The sequence below is a fragment of the Thermanaerosceptrum fracticalcis genome (genome assembly GCF_000746025.2).
GTDB lineage: Bacteria > Bacillota > Peptococcia > DRI-13 > DRI-13 > Thermanaerosceptrum > Thermanaerosceptrum fracticalcis.
The window spans coordinates 3,612,432-3,629,446 of the sequence record NZ_CP045798.1 but is presented as its reverse complement, the minus strand read 5'-3'; the positions used below and the strand labels follow the sequence as shown (position 1 = coordinate 3,629,446).

The following is a 17,015-nucleotide window of genomic DNA, read 5'->3' as shown; positions in this document are numbered from 1 at the left end:
CTTTGAAAATCTCTATTGAAATATAAACCTGGTAAGTATAACCATAGCACCCATGCCGGTAAAAACAGTTAAAAAAAGATTTTTGCTGGTTGCGGCCACCAGTAAAGATGGTAAAGCAGCCAGAAGATAAGTGTTATTTAAAGATAGATTTAGGGTATTATCTGCAAGGAGGATTTCCGGTCCCAAGAGGGAGGCTAACACAGCCACCGGGATAAATTTAAGCCACCTTAACACAAGAGGCGGGATGTCACATTTAGAGAGCACAACCAGGGGAAGCATACGGGGAATATAGGTGACTAACATCATGCCGAGGATGATTGCGAAGACTTTAGTATCCATTCTTCTATAATCACTCCTATCGTTGCCGTAATGACTGTAGCTAAAATGACATTCCAGTTGCCTGGTATAAGATACTTAAAATAAAGGGATAAAATGATGGCAATGACAGCAATGACACTGCTGATTCGCTCACGCATCTGCATCACCAGTAAACCGATAAACATGGCCGGTAAAGCAAAATTAAAACCGAAGGCTTCGGGGTTGGGAATAACATTACCCACTACAGCGCCGGAAACGGTGCTTACAATCCAGGCTAACTGTGAAGCAAGATTCAAACCCAGGAAATAGCTGGGACCTTTGCTTTCTTTCACAAGATCACCCATGGCCACAGCAAAAGTTTCATCGGTAATACCAAAACCGATAACCGACAGAATAGGGCTGGTAAACTTTTTAAGATATGGTACTAAGGATGCGCTCATTAAGATATGCCGGGAATTAACGAGAAAAGTTGTGAAGACAATGGTCCCCCAGGATGCTCCCGCCCCTATTAAGCCCACGGCGATAAACTGGGAAGAACCGGCATAGACAAGCAAAGACATAAAAAACACATCCCAGGGAGAAAGACCGCCCTGGGCCGCTAAAACACCGAACGCTAATCCTATAGGGACATAGCCTAAAACGACAGGAACTGCCGCTTTCATCCCTGTACTGAATTCCTTGTTGGACATTTCCCCACCACCATACAAAACAGTATAATAAAAATATCATAACATATCACACAAAACATTCCTATTAAGAAAACTTATAAGAACCATTAAAAGGGAACCTGACATAAAAGATTGTCCCACTGGCAGAGGTTTCCACGCGAATTGTAGCGTTGTGGCGGCCAGCTATGCTGTAACATAAGGCTAACCCCAGTCCCGTACGTCCATCCTTGGTAGTTAGAAAAGGAGTTCCCAGTTTCTCCATAATCTCCGGGGCCATACCAGGCCCTTCATCCTGGATTACCAGGACAACCTCCCCTTCATCACGGAAAGTTTTTATGGTAAGGTTGCCCCCTGCCTCCATAGCTTCCAAACCATTGCGGGCCAGGTTAAAAATTAGCTCCCGGATTTCATTCTCATCTAAGGTAAGGTCGGGAATATCACCCAATTCAACCTTCAGATATTTATTGCTAAATACCGCTTCCACCTGGATGAGGGGAGCTACTGCCGCCACGATGGCGTTAAGGTTCTGTACCTTGAAATCAACAGGCTTATGCCGGGCACAGGCAAGAAAATCATTAATAATCAGGTTAATCCTTTTTATTTCTTGTAACATCAATTCAAAATTGTTTTGATAACCTTTGAATTCCGGTTTGGTTTTCAAGAATTGTAAGAAACCGGCAATCGTCGTCATGGGATTTCTAATTTCATGAGCGATACCGGCAGCCATCTCTCCCACTAAATTAACACGCTCTAAATAGAGGTCGTCTCTTTCTATCTGCTTTCGTTCAGTAATATCAAATAAAACGGCCATAACTCCCATATCCCCGCGGGGTAAGGCGGTTGCCTGGGCATCCAGGGAGAGGGTACGCTTACCTTCCACCGTTAAAATATTAAGTTCTCGATTAATATGCATTCCTCTCCTATGTATTTCGAGGGGGAAATTTCCCGTCTCCGGAAAAAGCTGTTCCTTCACAGCTTCTTTCACGCTGTTATTCTCCTTGAGATTTTCGCTCAAAAAAAGCGGTCGCCCCCGGTCATCGAAGACAGCCAGATAAAGATTACTCTTTTTTAAAGACTCATCTAAAAAAAACACCCTGCACAGTTTTTCCTGTACATAAAAGAAAAATTTAAGACTAAGATAGAAACCCAGAAAAATTAAAAGAATGACATAGCTGATCTGGGCCGGGCCCATTTGCCTGTAATTATCCCACCGGATTTGCAGAAGAACAATGGCCTGAATGACTGTGAACCCCAGCCAAAGCCCCGGAGGCCATTTCCTGATTTCCGGATAAAACTTCCGCAGCACAGTTCCACCTAGACCAAAGAGAAACAATAGGATAAACTCATAAGATGAAAGGGTTTCCTGTCCCAGTCCGTAACCCCCGGCAATCAGACCGGTTACGAGAACGGTCATCCATCCGCCCCAATAACCTGAAAGAAACATGATCAGGTAAGTAAAATCAAAAAACAAGCGGTTTCCAACACCTATCTTGTTATTGAAAACAAAGATGGCCGTCAAACCAAAAATGAGACCCCATATCCAGACAGCAAACTTTCGTGGGCAGTATAGTACGATAAAGCCGCCTGCGGCTCCGAAAACAATGACAAAAAGTATACTGCTGACAAAGGCTTGTACTATACTAAACCAGTTCATTTTTATCCCCCATATTTCTACATGCTCCATAACGCCACTGCTATATACTACCATTAATTACATTTTTCTACACCATTTTCCGTATTCCTCTATTTTAGTTAAATTTTATAATATAAAATATTTTCACTCCTCCAACAACTGAAATTTTACAGAGGAAAAAGGAATTCAACACATAAAAGTAGAAAGGTTAATTGAATAATTTGGTTAAGGAGCGGAAAGAAATGATTGGTGCTTCCAGACTTAACAAACTGCAGCCCGGTATTTTTTCAAAAATCAGCGAAGTGAAAACGCAGGTTCTCCAGTCCGGTAAAGATGTGATTGACTTAAGCGTGGGCAGCCCCGATATGCCTCCTCCTCCCCATGTCAAAAAAGCCCTGATTGAAGCAGCAGAAAACGATAAGAACTATGGGTATACCTTAACGGAAGGCATACCTTCTTTAAAACAAACTATAGCAAATTGGTATAAAACCTATTACCAGGTTAACCTTGATCCGGATAAAGAAATTTTATCGTTGATGGGTTCCCAGGATGGTTTAGCCCACATCTTCTGGGCTGCCGTAGACCCGGGCGATATAGTTCTCGTACCTGATCCTGGCTACCCCATCTACCAGAGTGGGGCTTTATTGGCGGGAGGAATTCTCTATCCCATGCCTCTCAGGGAAGAAAATAATTTTCTGCCGGATTTAAGTGAAATTCCCCAGGACATTTGCCAAAAAGCCAAAATCATGATCCTGAACTATCCCAGCAATCCCCTGGCTGCCACAGCTAATAAAGACTTTTTTGCCGGTGTCGTATCCTTCGCCAGGCAGCATGATATTATCGTGTGCCACGATTTTGCTTATTCTGAGCTCTCTTATGACGGCTTTAAAAATGTAAGCTTTTTAGAGGTTCCCGGCGCTAAAGAAGTTGGCGTTGAATTTCATTCCATTTCCAAGACTTATAACCTGGCAGGCTGCCGTTTAGGTTTCATCGTGGGGAATGCCGCCGTCATTGATGCCCTGCGTCTGGTAAAAAGCAACATCGACTATGGTATCTTCCGCCCGGTGCAATTAGCGGCAGTAGAAGCGCTCTCGGGTTCCCAGGAATGTGTCAGGGCTAATGCCAAAGCTTATGAACACAGGAGAGATGTCTTGGTGGAAGAGCTGGCGAAATACGGCTGGAAAATCAATAAACCCAAAGCCTCCATGTTCGCCTGGGCTAAACTGCCCTCATTTTTCAATTCTTCGGAGAAATTCGCCATGGATTTGTTACGGGAAGCAGGGGTAGCGGTGGTTCCCGGAATTGCTTTCGGCCAGTGCGGTGAGGGCTATATTCGTATTGGCCTGGTACAGGAAGGGGAAAAAATACGGGAAGCCGCCCGACGCATGGGTGAATTTGTAACAAGACACAAACCCTGAATACGGGTTATGCCACCTCGCACTTCCCTCTTTCTAAAATAAAATGCTTATCGCAAATGTTCACTGCGACAAAATAGAACCGTCCCCATTGTCGCAAAAATGTTCACTGCGACAAAATAGAACCGTCCCCATTGTCGCAAATGCAAAAGACTCCGTGCCTCTAAGCCGGAGTCTTTTTATGCGCAAGGTACCCTATTCAGTTTAATGTTCGGCAACAAGATTCCGCTCCATTTCCGCCAGGTAAATTTCTTCCATCACTTCATTGAAACTGTGTTCATCGGCGTTTTGCATAATTGTATACATGTTTTATTGCCTCCCGTCATACAGTGATTTATGTATAGTATAACACCATAATTTCATTTTTACCAGGTTCTTTCGCAAAAATATTGTATACGTGTTTACAATAACTTTTCAAAAATTAAAGTCCGGCAGTGACCGGACTAACTCCTCAATTAACCATTTAGTTTTAGTGCTCTGCTCCCAGGCAGCGTTCCATTTCTGCCAGCATTAGTTCCCACATCAGCTCATGCTCTCTATCAGCAGCAATTACATCTTTATGTGTAATTGTATACATGTTTTCCTGCCCCCAGTCATACTGTTATTTGTGTATAGTATAGCACCGGGGTTAGTGTTTTGCTACTGTTTTGGGCAAAAAATATTGTATACATCAAGCTAATGCTGAAAAGTCAATACCAAAAGGAGCCAAAGCCCTGGGTAAAATACCGTGGATATGGGCAATTAACACTCCGTAATTAACAATAGGCTTACCAGCCTCCTGTACTTTTCTGATGCGGTTAAGCATTTCCTTACGGTTTAACATACACCCGCCGCAGTGGACAATAAGATTATACTCGCTCAAGTTTTTGGGAAACTCCGTACCCTGGGAAAAATCTATTGTTAATTCTCCACCTACCGTTTGCCTCAGCCAGCGGGGAATCTTCACCTTGCCAATATCATCGGGCTGTTGATGATGGGTGCAGGCTTCCGCGATAAGGATTTTGTCTCCCGGCTTTAAATGATCGATCGCCTTGGCCCCCTGGGCTAAAGTAAGCAAATCCCCTTTATACCTGGCCATTAGAATGGAAAAAGATGTCAGACTTACATCAGGGGGAGTGTCTGCTGCCACCTTCATAAAGACCTGAGAATCGGTAACTACCAGTTTGGGCGGTGCTTTCAGTTCCTGTAAAGCTTTCTTCAGTTCGTGCTCTTTACAGACCAAGGTAAAACAATCGTGGTCCAGGATATCCCGAATAGTTTGTACTTGAGGTAAGATCAGACGTCCCTTGGGAGCAGCCATGTCAATAGGGACCACCAGTACCACCAGGTCCCCGGGCTGCAACAAATCCCCGACAATGGCCGGAGCCACCCAATCACCCGGGCTGATTTTCAGGAGGTGCTGTTTTAACTGGGGTATACCTTTTTTAGTGGCCGCACTAACCCAGTAGCAGGGAGTATCACCAATATCCTTTTGATACTCCTGTAAGAAAGTTTCCTTTGCAGCATCGTTGAAAAGATCTTCTTTATTTAACACCAAAAGAAGGGGTATGGCCTTCTCCTTACAAATTTTTAACAGACTGTTTTCGTATTCACTCATACCCTGAACTGCATCGATAACCAAAAGGGCAACATCCGTCTTGTCTAAAACTTCATAAGTCTTCTGCACTCTCATGCTACCGAGAATACCCTCGTCATCAATACCTGCCGTATCAATAAACAACACCGGGCCAAGCGGCAATAATTCCATAGCTTTATAGACGGGATCCGTGGTAGTTCCCGGTATTTCCGAAACCAGGGCAACTTCCTGGTTGGTTAAGGCATTAAGTAAAGTCGATTTGCCCGCATTGCGACGCCCCAATAAAGCGATATGAAGCCGGGTTCCCTTGGAAGTACTCTGCATTACACTTCACCACCTAGAGACTTCATTTTTAATTTATGATAGGCTACCCCAGGACGGGTAAGCTCACGATAATCCAAAAGTCTCTCGGCTTCCTCTTCTGTCATAAGCTGTGATTCGAGGAGAGCCGAGCGAATCGGTATGTTTTTTTGCCTGGCTTCCCTGACTATGGCGGCAGTTTTCTCATACCCCAAATAGGGTAGAAGAGCGGGAGCCATGATCAAACTGTTTTCCACTAAGAGCTGGCAGTGATCTTTATTGGCTCTAATACCCCTCACACATTTTTCCGCCAAGACCTGTGCGCTGTTTGTTAAAAGCTCAATAGCATGCAAAAGATGATGAGCTACCAGAGGTAAAAAAGCATTTAATTCCAGTTGCCCGCTCTGGCAAGCCAGCGTAACGGCCAGGTCGTGAGCAATCACCTGAAAAGCTGCCTGGTTAACGGCTTCCGGTATCACAGGGTTTACTTTTCCCGGCATGATACTGGACCCAGCCTGGACTTCAGGAAGTTGAATTTCGCCTAAACCTGTATGGGGACCGGAAGATAACAACCGCAGGTCAGAGGCTATTTTCCCCAGGTTGACGGCTGCTGCCTTCAAGAGCCCTGAAACTTCCACAAAGACATCAGCATTCTGGGTCAGGTCTATCATATTTTCCGCCCTGGCTAAGCCCAGGGAGGTATACTGTCTTAACTTTTCTATCACCAGATAAATATACTCCTTAGGCGTATTGATGCCCGTTCCAACGGCGGTCCCCCCCAGGTTTACCTGTCGCAGTCTTTCCTCAACCTTGTAGAGTCGCCAGCGGTCCCGGGCTATGGCCTGGGCATAAGCGCTGAACTCTTGCCCCAAGGTAATAGGCACAGCATCTTGCAGTTGAGTCCTCCCGGGCTTAATGATCCCCGCAAACTCAGCCTCTTTCTCCTGCAGGGCATTCTGCAATTCAGCCATGGCCTGGCTTAAAGGTAACAGCAGTTGAATGGCAGCAATCCTTAAGGCGGTGGGAAACACATCATTAGTAGATTGATGCATATTAACGTCATTACAGGAATCTACCAGATATGTCCCTTTCTGCCCGCCCAGTAATTCCGTAGCCCGGTTGGCCAGGACCTCATTAACATTCATGTTCGTGGAGGTGCCTGCTCCTCCTTGCAGGGCATCAAGGGGAAACTGGTCTAATAATTTGCCTGCCGCAATCTCCATTCCTGCTTCTATAATGGCCAGAGCTTTTTCTTCTTCCAGGTAGCCCAGTTCAAGATTAGCCTGGGCGGCCGCCACTTTTACCAGGGCCAGGGCTTTAATCAACTGGGGATGAACCCGCTGGCCGGAAAGAGGAAAATTGTCCAGCGCCCGCTGGGTATGAATTCCCCAATAAGCCTCTTTATTAACCTCTTTTTCACCTAAAAAGTCTTTTTCTGTTCTCATTCCCAGGCCACCTTACAAATATAAATCCCTTTCGCCCTGCTTAATCCTTTCCAGGTATTGAAGGGTCAACTTTCTTATTTTCTCATCAGGTATGAGTTCCAGGTGTTTTTGGATGGCTTCTTCTCCCAGCCTGCGTGTGGCCAGAGAGGCATAATCCAGCAAGTATTCCTGTAAAGTTAAAATGGCATTGGGTTGACAGACATTGGCTATTCTCCCCGTTTTAGCCAGTTCCATGAACCTGTCGCCAGTCCTGCCCTGACGGTAACAGGCTGTGCAGTAGCTAGGCAGATACCCGTCACAGCACAACTGGGCCAGGATATCATCGGGTGTCCGGTGGTCACCCACCTCAAATTGCGAAGTGGTACGGGCCGACTTCTGGCCGTATTCTTCCTTATAGGCCCCCACCCCCGTACAAGAACCGGCGCTGATCTGGGATACCCCCAAAGCTATAACTTCATCACGAAACCGGGCTTCTTCCCTGGTTGAAAGAATGATACCTGTATAAGGGACTGCCAGCCTTAAAACCGCAACAATCATCTTAAAATCTTGGTCGCTTACCAGATAGGGAAAATTGTTTAAACTTACTCCCGTGGCCGGTCTCAGCCTGGGTACGGAAATGGTATGGGGCCCTACACCGAAAGCCTCTTCCAGATGTTGCGCATGGTGCAATAAGGCCAGCACCTCAAATTTGTAATGATAGAGGCCAAACAGTACACCAAAACCCACATCATCAATACCGGCTTCCATAGCCCTGTCCATAGCTGTAGTGTGATAGTAATATGACGCTTTAGGCCCGGCTGGATGCATCATCCGGTAAGTCTCAGGGTGGTAGGTTTCCTGGAACAAGATATAGGTTCCTATCCCTGCCTCCTTTAACTTCCTGTATTCCTCCACACCGGTAGCCGCAATGTTGACATTTACCCTGCGAATGTTCCCCTTTTCTTCTGTAGTATCATAGATGGTTTGCATGGCTTCCAGCACATAGTCAAGGGGACAATTGACCGGGTCTTCACCGGCCTCAATGGCTAGCCGTTTATGTCCCATTCTTTCCAATATTTTTACTTCTTCAACTATTTCCTGGGGCGACAGCCTCCTGCGGCTTATCTCATTATCATGACGGTAGCCGCAGTAAAGACAGTTGTTGACACAGTAATTGCTTAAATATAAAGGGGCGAAAATGACGATGCGTTTGCCATAAATTTTTTCTTTGATTTCTTTGGCTGCACGGAAAATTTGTTCCTGCAGTCTGGGATCGGACACTTCTAAAAGTATAGCAGCTTCCTGGAGCGTGAGGCCCCTGGCCTGCCGGGCTTTGGCAATAATGCCCTCCACCTGTTCCCCGGTGGCTTTTTGAGCCTGCTCCAACTGGAAATTGATCTCTTCCACCTTGATAAAATCAACGGTTTTCAACGTGTAATTCCTCCTTTCGGACTATGCCCCCGGGTAGTACTCACCACCCGCCCTAAGGCTTTTATTTTCCCCGTAATACAACTGCGGCAGTGGACCGGTTCATCCCGGATACAGATTTTATTGGGATAAATTTGATACAAAGCTCTATACTCCGAGGGACTTACATTAGGCATCACCACATTGGCTCCAGCCTGGAGAGCCTTCTCCCGTCCTTCAGGATGGATGGTACCCAGAGCCGTAGTGGCGGGCAAATGGACCAGGGGCATGATAATGCGGGCCAGAGCCACCATTTTTAAGGTCATTTCCAGGGTCCCCTGCTGGGCCGAAGCCAGAGGGGTTTGGGGATGGGGGATGAAAGGACCGATGCCTGCCATGTCCACATCCATTTTTTTCAGTAACAGGAGGTCTTCCGCTAAGGTATCCAGGGTTTGTCCAGGCAGCCCAACCATACACCCGGAACCCAATTCATACCCCAGCTCTTTCAACCAGCTTTGACACTGCAAACGCTGCTTTAGTCTCTTCCCCGGTCTAAGATGTTCATATAAATGGGGATCTGCTGTCTCATGCTTAATAAGGTAGCGGTCTGATCCGGCCTCACGCCAGAGTTTGTATGTGTCAAAGTCGTGTTCCCCCAGGGAAAGGGTCACGGCCACATCCATTTTTTTGATTTCTTTTACCAGCTCATAGATATCCCGGGCGGAAAAATACGAATCTTCTCCTCCCTGCAAAACCAGGGTTTTATAGCCCAGGGCCACCGCTTGCTCCGCTGTAGTCAGAATCTCCCTGTAAGTTAAACGGTAGCGTGAGAGTTGTTCGTTTCCCCTGCGCAGCCCGCAGTAATGACAGTTTTGCTTACAGTAATTTGTCAATTCGATAATACCCCGCAGATGAACTTCCTTACCCAGGTATTTTTCCCTCACGGCATCGGCATGTTTGAATAATAAGGAAGCTTCTTCCCCATCAGCAGACAGGAGGACTTTAAGATCATCTTTATTCAGTTCCTCTTGAGCCTGGGCCTTGGCTAAAGTGTCAATAAAAATGCTCCTCATCCTATTCCTCCCCGACAGTATGACTGGTTAAGGCCGAACGGACTTTTACCCCTTTCAGGCTTCCCAGTTTGCCAGTAAGAGCGCCAACTTCCTCATTGCTCCCTTCCACAATCAAAGCAATAACACTCACAGAGCCTCTGCGGGGTATTCCCATCCTGCCCACAATCAAATCCCCATGTTCACTCAAAATTTGATTCAACCTGGGCACATGCTGTCTATCCTCCACAACAATGCCCACCACACCAATTCTCTTTTCCATTGCTTAACGACCTCCCTTTTTTGGTGACCAGTGACCAGTGTCCGGTGTCCGGAAACCGTTAACCGTGAACCGAATTCCGCTTTTCGATTTCCGACTACCGACATCCGACACCGACTCCGAGAGTAATAACAAATGCTGCAAAGATAATACACATTAATTCGGAAATCGGAAAGCGGATATCGGAAGTCGTATAAAAGTGATATCGGATATCGGGAGGCGAAGCTGTATTCGCCAAAAAAGACGTGGGATATCGAAAAACGGATATCGGATGTCGGGTTTCGGTAAGCGGGAAGCGCCGGTTACTAACAACTAACAACTAACAACTACCAACTACCAACTAAAAAGGCCCGTCAGCACCTGGAAATAGGTACAAACGGGCCTATACTTTTCGTGTTAGGACGTTATTGCTTACCCCTATTTCCTCAGACTATCCCTTGGATTCAGGTGAACAATTATTCACTTATGCCTACCCTTCCACCAGGACAATCTCCCGGTCAGTCAGGTATTTCTGTTTATATTATATGTGATTTTTTTTACAAGCTCAACACCAAGTATACATAATATTTTCATAAAACCTGTTGCATGAAACGTATTATTGTATACAATGATACTTATATACTTACATTCAAGAGGTGATTTATATGGCAGCTGCCGAATTAGTCAAGGAAAAAAAGAAGGTTTATATCGTGGACACAACATTACGGGACGGTGAACAAACAGCCGGTGTGGTTTTTGCTAACCAGGAGAAAATCACTATTGCCAAAATGCTCTCCGACCTGGGCGTTGATCAGATTGAAGCAGGGATACCTGTCATGGGCGGGGACGAAAAAGAAGCCCTCAAGGCTATCGTCAAGGCTAACTTGAAATCCAGTATCATGGCCTGGAACCGGGCTGTAATTTCTGACCTGGAATCCTCCATCGATTGCGGCGTAGACGCCGTGGCCATTTCCATTTCTACCTCCGACATTCATATTAAACATAAACTCCAGTCAACCCGTGAGCGCGTCCTGGAGCAAATGGTTAAGGCAGTGGAATTTGCCAAGAAACACGGCCTGTACATTTCCGTTAATGCCGAAGATGCCTCCCGTTCTGATGAAGATTTCCTGGTCCTTTTCGCCAAGACAGCCAAAGAAGCCGGGGCTAACCGCCTGCGCTACTGTGATACCGTCGGAGTCCTCGAGCCCTTCACGACTTATGAAAAAGTAAAGACTCTTAGGGACAAAGTGGATATCGATATTGAAATGCATACTCACAACGATTTTGGCATGGCCACAGCTAACACCCTGGCCGGTATTAAAGCAGGCGCCAACTATGCCGGGGTTACGGTAAACGGCCTGGGAGAAAGGGCCGGCAACGCAGCCCTGGAGGAGGTAGCCATGGCCCTGAAACACGTCATGGGTTACAATCTCGTTATGGACACCAAGGGATTCCTGGAGTTATCCCAGTACGTAGCCAAGGCCTCCAACCGTAAGCTGCATGTCAGCAAGCCCATTGTAGGTTCCAATATGTTTGCCCACGAATCAGGCATCCATGCCGATGGCGCCTATAAAAATCCCAAGACTTACGAAGCCTTTGAACCAGAGGAAGTGGGACTGGTACGCCAGATTATTATCGGAAAACACTCGGGATCAGCTTCTATTATTAAGAAATTCAGTGAATTCGGTATTGAACTGGACAATGAAAAAGCCAATGAGATCTTAAATAAAGTCCGCAAACTGGCCGTGGAATTAAAACGCCCCTTATTTGATAAGGAGCTGATCCAACTCTATCAAGGTTAGGGGGGAAACCCATGTCCAAAAGTCTTGCCGTAAAAATTATTGAACAGCACCTTTTATCTGGAAAACCTGTGGCCGGTGAAGAGATAGCACTCAAAATTGACCAGACCCTGACCCAGGATACAACGGGTACCATGACCTATCTCCAGTTTCAGGCCCTGGGTTTTCCCAAGGTCAAGACTAAAAGGTCCGTAGCCTATATTGACCATAATACCCTGCAGGTAGGTTTTGAAAACGCCGATGACCACCGCTACATCCAGACGGTAGCCGCCAAACATGGGATTTATTTCTCCCGCCCCGGCAACGGCATCTGCCATCAAGTCCACCTGGAACGTTTCGGCAAACCCGGCGAAACCCTGCTGGGTTCTGACAGCCATACCCCCACCTGCGGCGGACTTGGCATGCTGGCCATAGGCGCCGGGGGATTGGATGTGGCCGTAGCCATGGGTGGCGGTGCCTATTATCTGACCATGCCCAAAATTGTTAACATTGAGCTCCTGGGTAAACTGCCCCCCTGGGTTACAGCCAAAGACATCATTTTAGAAGTACTGCGCAGGCTCACGGTAAAGGGCGGTGTGGGAAAAATCTTTGAATACACCGGTGAAGGGATCACTTCTCTCTCCGTTCCCGAACGGGCTACCATTGCCAACATGGGCGCGGAATTAGGGGCAACCACCTCCATCTTTCCCAGTGACCATGTGACTTACGAATTCCTTAAAGCCCAAAACAGGGTGGAAGACTGGCGGGAACTATTACCGGATCAAGGTGCCTGCTATGATGAGAAAGTCACCATTGATCTTTCCCAGCTGGAACCCCTGGTGGCCTGTCCCCACAGCCCCGATAACGTGGTACCCGTGAAGTCGGTAGAACATATCAAACTGAATCAGGTCTGTATCGGCAGTTGTACCAATTCCTCTTATATGGATTTGATGAAAGTAGCCAAAATCCTGGAAGGCCATACTGTCCATCCCTCTGTCAGCCTGGTCATTGCCCCGGGATCTAAACAGGTCTTTACCATGCTGGCGGAAAATGGCGTCTTAAGCTCCCTTATTCAGGCCGGAGCCCGGATTCTGGAATGTGCCTGCGGCCCCTGTATCGGCATGGGGCAGGCCCCTGTTACCGATGGTGTATCCTTAAGAACCTTTAACCGCAACTACCAGGGAAGAAGCGGGACAGCCAGCGCCCAGGTGTATTTGTGCAGTCCTGAGGTGGCAGCCATCTCAGCCCTTACGGGCCATATCACCGACCCCCGCAGTTACCCCCCTGTTTCCGTAGAAATGCCCTTCTCGTATCATATTAATGACAATCTTATTGTGCCGCCTGCCCGTCCCGGGGAAGAAGTGGAAGTCATTTTGGGGCCCAACATCAAACCCTTTCCCCAGAACACCAGGCTCCCTGAAGTCATCAAGGGACGCGTTCTCTTAAAAATGGGCGACCATATCACGACGGACCATATCATGCCCTCTCCTGCCTGGCTTTTACCCCTCCGTTCCAATATCCCGGCCCTCTCTGACCACTGCCTCACCCCCGTGGACAAAGAGTTTCCCAACCGGGCGCGTAACTTTAAGGGAGGCTTCCTCGTAGCCGGTGAAAACTATGGCCAGGGTTCCAGCAGGGAACACGCCGCCCTGGTCCCCCTCTACCTGGGTATCAAGGGAGTCATCGCTCTCTCCTTTGCCCGCATTCACATGGCTAACCTCATTAACTCCGGGATCTTACCCCTGACCTTTGTCCATAAGGAAGATTATGAGCGCATTTCCCTGGAAGATGAACTGGTGATAGATGACCTGCATAACCAGGTTCTTAGCGGTAATACAATAGCAGTTAAAAATATAACCCAGAATTTCTCTTTCAAGGTAAGACTGGATGTATCTGAGCGCTTGAGGCATATCCTCCTGGCTGGCGGGCTGCTGCCATATACCAAAGGGACGGCACACTGATTTGCTTCGACAATCCACTTTCCGATTTCCGACATCCGACTTTCAGTATTTGTGATCAGTGACCGTTGTCCGGAGTCCGGTGACCAGTATACAGAGTCCAGTTTTAAGAGTACGAAGTCCAGGGTACCCGTTCTCTGATCACTGGTCACCGGTCACAAAACAACCACCAACTAACAACTACCAACTACCAACTAACACGAAAGGAGCCATCTTATGCATACCGTAACACTCATCCCTGGCGACGGCATCGGTCCGGAAGTTACCGCTGCCGCCGTAGAGGTTATTGCCGCAGCCGGGATAAAAATAAACTGGGAAATAGCAGACATGGGGATAACAGCCCTGGAGAAATACGGTACACCCCTGCCTGATGAGGCCATTGCTTCAGTAAAGAAGAATAAATTTGCCCTCAAAGGTCCTGTCACTACTCCCGTAGGAAAGGGTTTTCGCAGTGTGAATGTGGGGCTGCGCCAGGCCTTAAATCTATACGCCAATCTCCGTCCTGTAAAAAGCTTTCCGGGTATCCCCTCTCCCTTCTCTTCCGTTGATTTAGTAGTAGTCAGAGAAAATACGGAAGACCTTTACGCCGGAGTAGAACATAATATCGGTAATGTGGCAGCCGAGGCCGTAAAAATAATTACTAAAGAGGCAAGCAACAGGATTGCCCGTTTTGCCTTCCAGTATGCCCTGGAACATCGGCGTAAGAAAGTTACCGCAGTTCATAAAGCAAATATCCTCAAACTAAGCGACGGTTTATTTCTCAATACCTGCCAGGCAGCAGCCCGGGATTACCCCGACATTGAATTCTCCGACAGGATTATTGACGCCCTGTGTATGGATCTGGTGCTTGCCCCCCATAAATACGATGTTCTAGTACTCCCCAACCTCTACGGCGATATCGTCTCCGACTTGTGTGCAGGTCTGGTGGGGGGTCTGGGCCTGGTGCCCGGTGCCAACATCGGTACGGAAGGAGCCGTCTTTGAAGCTGTACATGGAAGTGCCCCTGATATCGCGGGTAAAGGAATAGCCAATCCCACTGCCCTCATGCTTTGTGCGGCCATGCTCCTGGACCAATTGGGAGAAACGACTGCCGCCGAGAAAATCCGCAGGGGAATAGAGCAGGTCATAGAAGAAAAAATCGCTTTAACCCGTGACCTGGGAGGGTCAAGCAGCACCCGGGAATTTACGGAAGCCATTTGCCGGGCAATTGTTTAAATCAGAAAGGTGCTTGTTTTTGGAAGAGAGTTGTAATACAATATGTACGAATTTGAAATCTCCTTACAGGAGGGAACAGCATGGCCAAAGACTTCGAACTTTCTTCCACCAACGATGCATCACTGCGCACTAAAGTTTTCAAATATGTAAAATCACAAATCATCAACGGTGTTTACAGCCCGGGGGAAAACTTGGTGGAGTCAAAACTAGCGGAAGAATTAAAGGTAAGCCGTACCCCTATTCGTGAAGCCATCCGGCTTTTAGAGGTAGAAGGACTGGTGGAGACTACCCCTAATAAAGGTGCCATCGTTTTGGGGATCTCCTCTAAAGACGTTGAAGATATCTACGCTATCCGTCAACTCGTGGAAGGGCTGGCCGCACGCTGGGCCGCAGAAAAAATTAGCCCGGCCGAAATCAAAGAACTGCAAAAACTGACTGACCTTATGGAGTTTTATTCCCAAAAAGGGGATCAGGAAGAGGTAGCCAGTCTTGATACAAAGTTTCATGAAATCATCTACGAAGCCTCCGGCAGTAAAATATTAAACCTGACCTTAAGTAACCTCCACCAGTTCGTACAATTATCCCGGGTAGAATCACTGAAAGTTCCCCACCGTATCGAAAATACCCTGGCAGAACACAGGGCAGTATTAAATGCTTTTCTGGAAAAAAATCCTGATAAAGCGGAAAAGGCTTTAACTGAACACGTGAAACAGGCCTATTTAAATATCATGAGTCATCGAGCTAAAAAATAATAAAGTAAATCTAAAAAAAACAAGGCACTGTGGGTACAGTGCCTTGTTTTTTTTATTCTTCTATTTTTGCCAGTTTCCTGGCCAGTTTTACGGCTTTATAACTTTATTGATCCCTTTTTCCAGAGTTTCCTTAGTTGTAAAACCTTCATATTTCTCAATGATCTTACCTTCCTGATCGTGAATAAACACTGCCGGAATCCCCCGGACCCGGTAAAACAGCGCCAGTTTTCTTGCTTCTTCATTATTCCCGGTATTGGCGATAACAAATTGGATCTGTTCGCCATATTTATCCTGTAATTCTTTAATGATAGGCTTCATCTTTACACAATAGGGACAATCATCCGAAGTAAATTCTACAAAGATAGGCTTTTTTCCTAAAATCTCATTCATTACCTGGAGGGGATTGGCCGTCTCCACAGGTCCATCATTTTTCACCTGGGTCTTTTTCCAGACAAACCCTCCCAAGAGAAGAGCACCAATTAACAGGACAGGCAGCCACTTTTTCATATCTAACAACCCCTTTATCATATGGTCCAAAACATATAGATACCGGCTCCAATTAAAAGGAAACCGGATATCTTCTGTAGATAAGTACTGTAACGCCGCAGCACCTGTAAAGTTTTAACAAAACCCGTGGAAATACCCAGCAGTAATAAAAGGATTCCGTGACCCAGGCCGTAAACAAGGAGCATGGCTGCACCTTTCAATAAATTCCCCTGTAAGGAGGCATAACCTAAAATACTGGCCAAAATAGGTGTAGAACAAGGAGAGGCCATGATACCGTAAATCATTCCCACCAAGAGCGCCCCACTTAAGCCTGTCGCTTTTGGCATTTTCATATTTAATTGCACATGGGGTATAGGTAATAACTCCAGGAGATTGAGGCCCATCAGAATAATGAAGGTGGCTAAAATGTAGCGCCAAACCGGACCGATGCTGCTGCCGAAAATTGTTCCCAGGAGTACCGCGGTAAGACCCAAAACGGCAAAGGTCAGAGACATACCCAAAACAAAGAAAATGGTTAACAGCAATGATCGTTTGATATCATCATTTTTCTGGGCACCGATATAGCCGATAATCAAGGGAAAACCTGCCAAACTGCAGGGGGTTAGGCTCGCTATCAACCCACCCATAAAACTTAATGACAAATCCATCCTGCAACGTCCTCATATTTTATAGTTGTGATTATATTGTACTATACCCCTAGGGGGTAAGTAAAGATGCTAAATATAACCTTTTCTTATCCAAAATCCAGGTAATTTT

General features: G+C 46.7%; 15 protein-coding genes. 5 read left to right on the top strand and 10 right to left on the bottom strand.

Annotated elements, in window-relative coordinates:
* Nucleotides 1-12: 12 nt before the first annotated feature.
* From BR63_RS18345 to BR63_RS18335, 3 genes are all read right to left on the bottom strand, one after another.
* Entirely contained in the window at nucleotides 13-339 is a 327-nt protein-coding gene (locus BR63_RS18345; protein WP_034420473.1) for an AzlD domain-containing protein, read from the bottom strand.
* Nucleotides 303-1,007 (bottom strand): AzlC family ABC transporter permease, encoded by a 705-nt coding sequence (locus tag BR63_RS18340; protein ID WP_034420475.1) that lies wholly within the window; start codon nucleotides 1,005-1,007, stop codon nucleotides 303-305. The genes BR63_RS18345 and BR63_RS18340 overlap by 37 nt, the downstream gene beginning before the upstream one ends.
* A gap of 64 nt (nucleotides 1,008-1,071) precedes the next feature.
* The gene (locus tag BR63_RS18335; RefSeq protein ID WP_051965452.1) at nucleotides 1,072-2,640 is read right to left on the bottom strand and encodes an ATP-binding protein; all 1,569 of its coding nucleotides are present in this window, start codon (nucleotides 2,638-2,640) and stop codon (nucleotides 1,072-1,074) included.
* A gap of 221 nt (nucleotides 2,641-2,861) precedes the next feature.
* Between BR63_RS18335 and BR63_RS18330 the strand changes: the two genes are divergently transcribed.
* Nucleotides 2,862-4,037 (top strand): aminotransferase class I/II-fold pyridoxal phosphate-dependent enzyme, encoded by a 1,176-nt coding sequence (locus BR63_RS18330; RefSeq protein ID WP_034420477.1) that lies wholly within the window; start codon nucleotides 2,862-2,864, stop codon nucleotides 4,035-4,037.
* Nucleotides 4,038-4,704: 667 nt separating this feature from the next.
* On the opposite strand, the gene hydF is transcribed toward BR63_RS18330, so the two are convergent.
* Genes hydF through BR63_RS18305 form a run of 5 tightly spaced genes read right to left on the bottom strand, consistent with a single transcriptional unit; the run spans nucleotide 4,705 to nucleotide 10,073 of the window.
* Complete coding sequence (gene hydF, locus BR63_RS18325) at nucleotides 4,705-5,934, bottom strand: [FeFe] hydrogenase H-cluster maturation GTPase HydF (RefSeq protein WP_034420478.1); 1,230 nt, start codon at nucleotides 5,932-5,934, stop codon at nucleotides 4,705-4,707.
* Nucleotides 5,934-7,355, bottom strand: coding sequence for an aspartate ammonia-lyase (locus BR63_RS18320; protein ID WP_034420479.1), 1,422 nt, complete (start codon nucleotides 7,353-7,355; stop codon nucleotides 5,934-5,936). The genes hydF and BR63_RS18320 overlap by 1 nt, the downstream gene beginning before the upstream one ends.
* A gap of 12 nt (nucleotides 7,356-7,367) precedes the next feature.
* Nucleotides 7,368-8,765, bottom strand: a complete 1,398-nt coding sequence (hydG, locus tag BR63_RS18315; RefSeq protein WP_034420480.1) for a [FeFe] hydrogenase H-cluster radical SAM maturase HydG — start codon at nucleotides 8,763-8,765, stop codon at nucleotides 7,368-7,370.
* Nucleotides 8,762-9,814 carry a [FeFe] hydrogenase H-cluster radical SAM maturase HydE gene (gene hydE / locus BR63_RS18310; protein WP_034420481.1) on the bottom strand — a complete coding sequence of 351 codons (1,053 nt, stop codon included), beginning with the start codon at nucleotides 9,812-9,814 and terminating at the stop codon, nucleotides 8,762-8,764. Before hydE ends, hydG begins: the two co-directional genes overlap by 4 nt.
* 1 nt (nucleotide 9,815) lies before the next feature.
* Nucleotides 9,816-10,073: a TM1266 family iron-only hydrogenase system putative regulator gene (locus BR63_RS18305; RefSeq protein ID WP_034420482.1), complete on the bottom strand. Its 258-nt coding sequence runs from the start codon at nucleotides 10,071-10,073 to the stop codon at nucleotides 9,816-9,818.
* Nucleotides 10,074-10,714: 641 nt separating this feature from the next.
* Between BR63_RS18305 and nifV the strand changes: the two genes are divergently transcribed.
* The 4 genes from nifV (at nucleotide 10,715) to BR63_RS18285 (ending at nucleotide 15,752) form a co-directional block, all read left to right on the top strand.
* Nucleotides 10,715-11,851 carry a homocitrate synthase gene (gene nifV / locus BR63_RS18300; protein ID WP_034420483.1) on the top strand — a complete coding sequence of 379 codons (1,137 nt, stop codon included), beginning with the start codon at nucleotides 10,715-10,717 and terminating at the stop codon, nucleotides 11,849-11,851.
* Between the two features lie 11 nt (nucleotides 11,852-11,862).
* Nucleotides 11,863-13,788 (top strand): aconitate hydratase, encoded by a 1,926-nt coding sequence (locus tag BR63_RS18295; protein ID WP_034420484.1) that lies wholly within the window; start codon nucleotides 11,863-11,865, stop codon nucleotides 13,786-13,788.
* A 213-nt stretch (nucleotides 13,789-14,001) separates the two neighbouring features.
* Nucleotides 14,002-15,000: an isocitrate/isopropylmalate dehydrogenase family protein gene (locus BR63_RS18290; protein ID WP_034420485.1), complete on the top strand. Its 999-nt coding sequence runs from the start codon at nucleotides 14,002-14,004 to the stop codon at nucleotides 14,998-15,000.
* Between the two features lie 80 nt (nucleotides 15,001-15,080).
* Complete coding sequence (locus BR63_RS18285) at nucleotides 15,081-15,752, top strand: GntR family transcriptional regulator (protein WP_034420486.1); 672 nt, start codon at nucleotides 15,081-15,083, stop codon at nucleotides 15,750-15,752.
* Between the two features lie 87 nt (nucleotides 15,753-15,839).
* On the opposite strand, the gene BR63_RS18280 is transcribed toward BR63_RS18285, so the two are convergent.
* Both BR63_RS18280 and BR63_RS18275 read right to left on the bottom strand, forming a co-directional pair.
* Nucleotides 15,840-16,259, bottom strand: coding sequence for a thioredoxin family protein (locus tag BR63_RS18280; protein WP_034420487.1), 420 nt, complete (start codon nucleotides 16,257-16,259; stop codon nucleotides 15,840-15,842).
* 17 nt (nucleotides 16,260-16,276) lie between these two features.
* On the bottom strand, nucleotides 16,277-16,906 hold the full coding sequence (locus BR63_RS18275; protein ID WP_051965453.1) for a cytochrome c biogenesis CcdA family protein: 630 nt from the start codon (nucleotides 16,904-16,906) through the stop codon (nucleotides 16,277-16,279).
* Nucleotides 16,907-17,015 lie beyond the last annotated feature (109 nt).

Excerpts from the sequence above, each read along its gene's own strand:
- BR63_RS18345 (WP_034420473.1), bottom strand. The coding sequence starts at position 339 with ATGGATACTAAAGTCTTCGCAATCATCCTCGGCATGATGTTAGTCACC.
- BR63_RS18340 (WP_034420475.1), bottom strand. The coding sequence starts at position 1,007 with ATGTCCAACAAGGAATTCAGTACAGGGATGAAAGCGGCAGTTCCTGTC.
- BR63_RS18320 (WP_034420479.1), bottom strand. The coding sequence starts at position 7,355 with ATGAGAACAGAAAAAGACTTTTTAGGTGAAAAAGAGGTTAATAAAGAG.
- BR63_RS18335 (WP_051965452.1), bottom strand. The coding sequence starts at position 2,640 with ATGAACTGGTTTAGTATAGTACAAGCCTTTGTCAGCAGTATACTTTTT.
- BR63_RS18285 (WP_034420486.1), top strand. The coding sequence starts at position 15,081 with ATGGCCAAAGACTTCGAACTTTCTTCCACCAACGATGCATCACTGCGC.
- BR63_RS18305 (WP_034420482.1), bottom strand. The coding sequence starts at position 10,073 with ATGGAAAAGAGAATTGGTGTGGTGGGCATTGTTGTGGAGGATAGACAG.
- nifV (WP_034420483.1), top strand. The coding sequence starts at position 10,715 with ATGGCAGCTGCCGAATTAGTCAAGGAAAAAAAGAAGGTTTATATCGTG.
- BR63_RS18330 (WP_034420477.1), top strand. The coding sequence starts at position 2,862 with ATGATTGGTGCTTCCAGACTTAACAAACTGCAGCCCGGTATTTTTTCA.
- hydF (WP_034420478.1), bottom strand. The coding sequence starts at position 5,934 with ATGCAGAGTACTTCCAAGGGAACCCGGCTTCATATCGCTTTATTGGGG.
- hydE (WP_034420481.1), bottom strand. The coding sequence starts at position 9,814 with ATGAGGAGCATTTTTATTGACACTTTAGCCAAGGCCCAGGCTCAAGAG.
- BR63_RS18275 (WP_051965453.1), bottom strand. The coding sequence starts at position 16,906 with ATGGATTTGTCATTAAGTTTTATGGGTGGGTTGATAGCGAGCCTAACC.
- BR63_RS18290 (WP_034420485.1), top strand. The coding sequence starts at position 14,002 with ATGCATACCGTAACACTCATCCCTGGCGACGGCATCGGTCCGGAAGTT.
- BR63_RS18280 (WP_034420487.1), bottom strand. The coding sequence starts at position 16,259 with ATGAAAAAGTGGCTGCCTGTCCTGTTAATTGGTGCTCTTCTCTTGGGA.
- BR63_RS18295 (WP_034420484.1), top strand. The coding sequence starts at position 11,863 with ATGTCCAAAAGTCTTGCCGTAAAAATTATTGAACAGCACCTTTTATCT.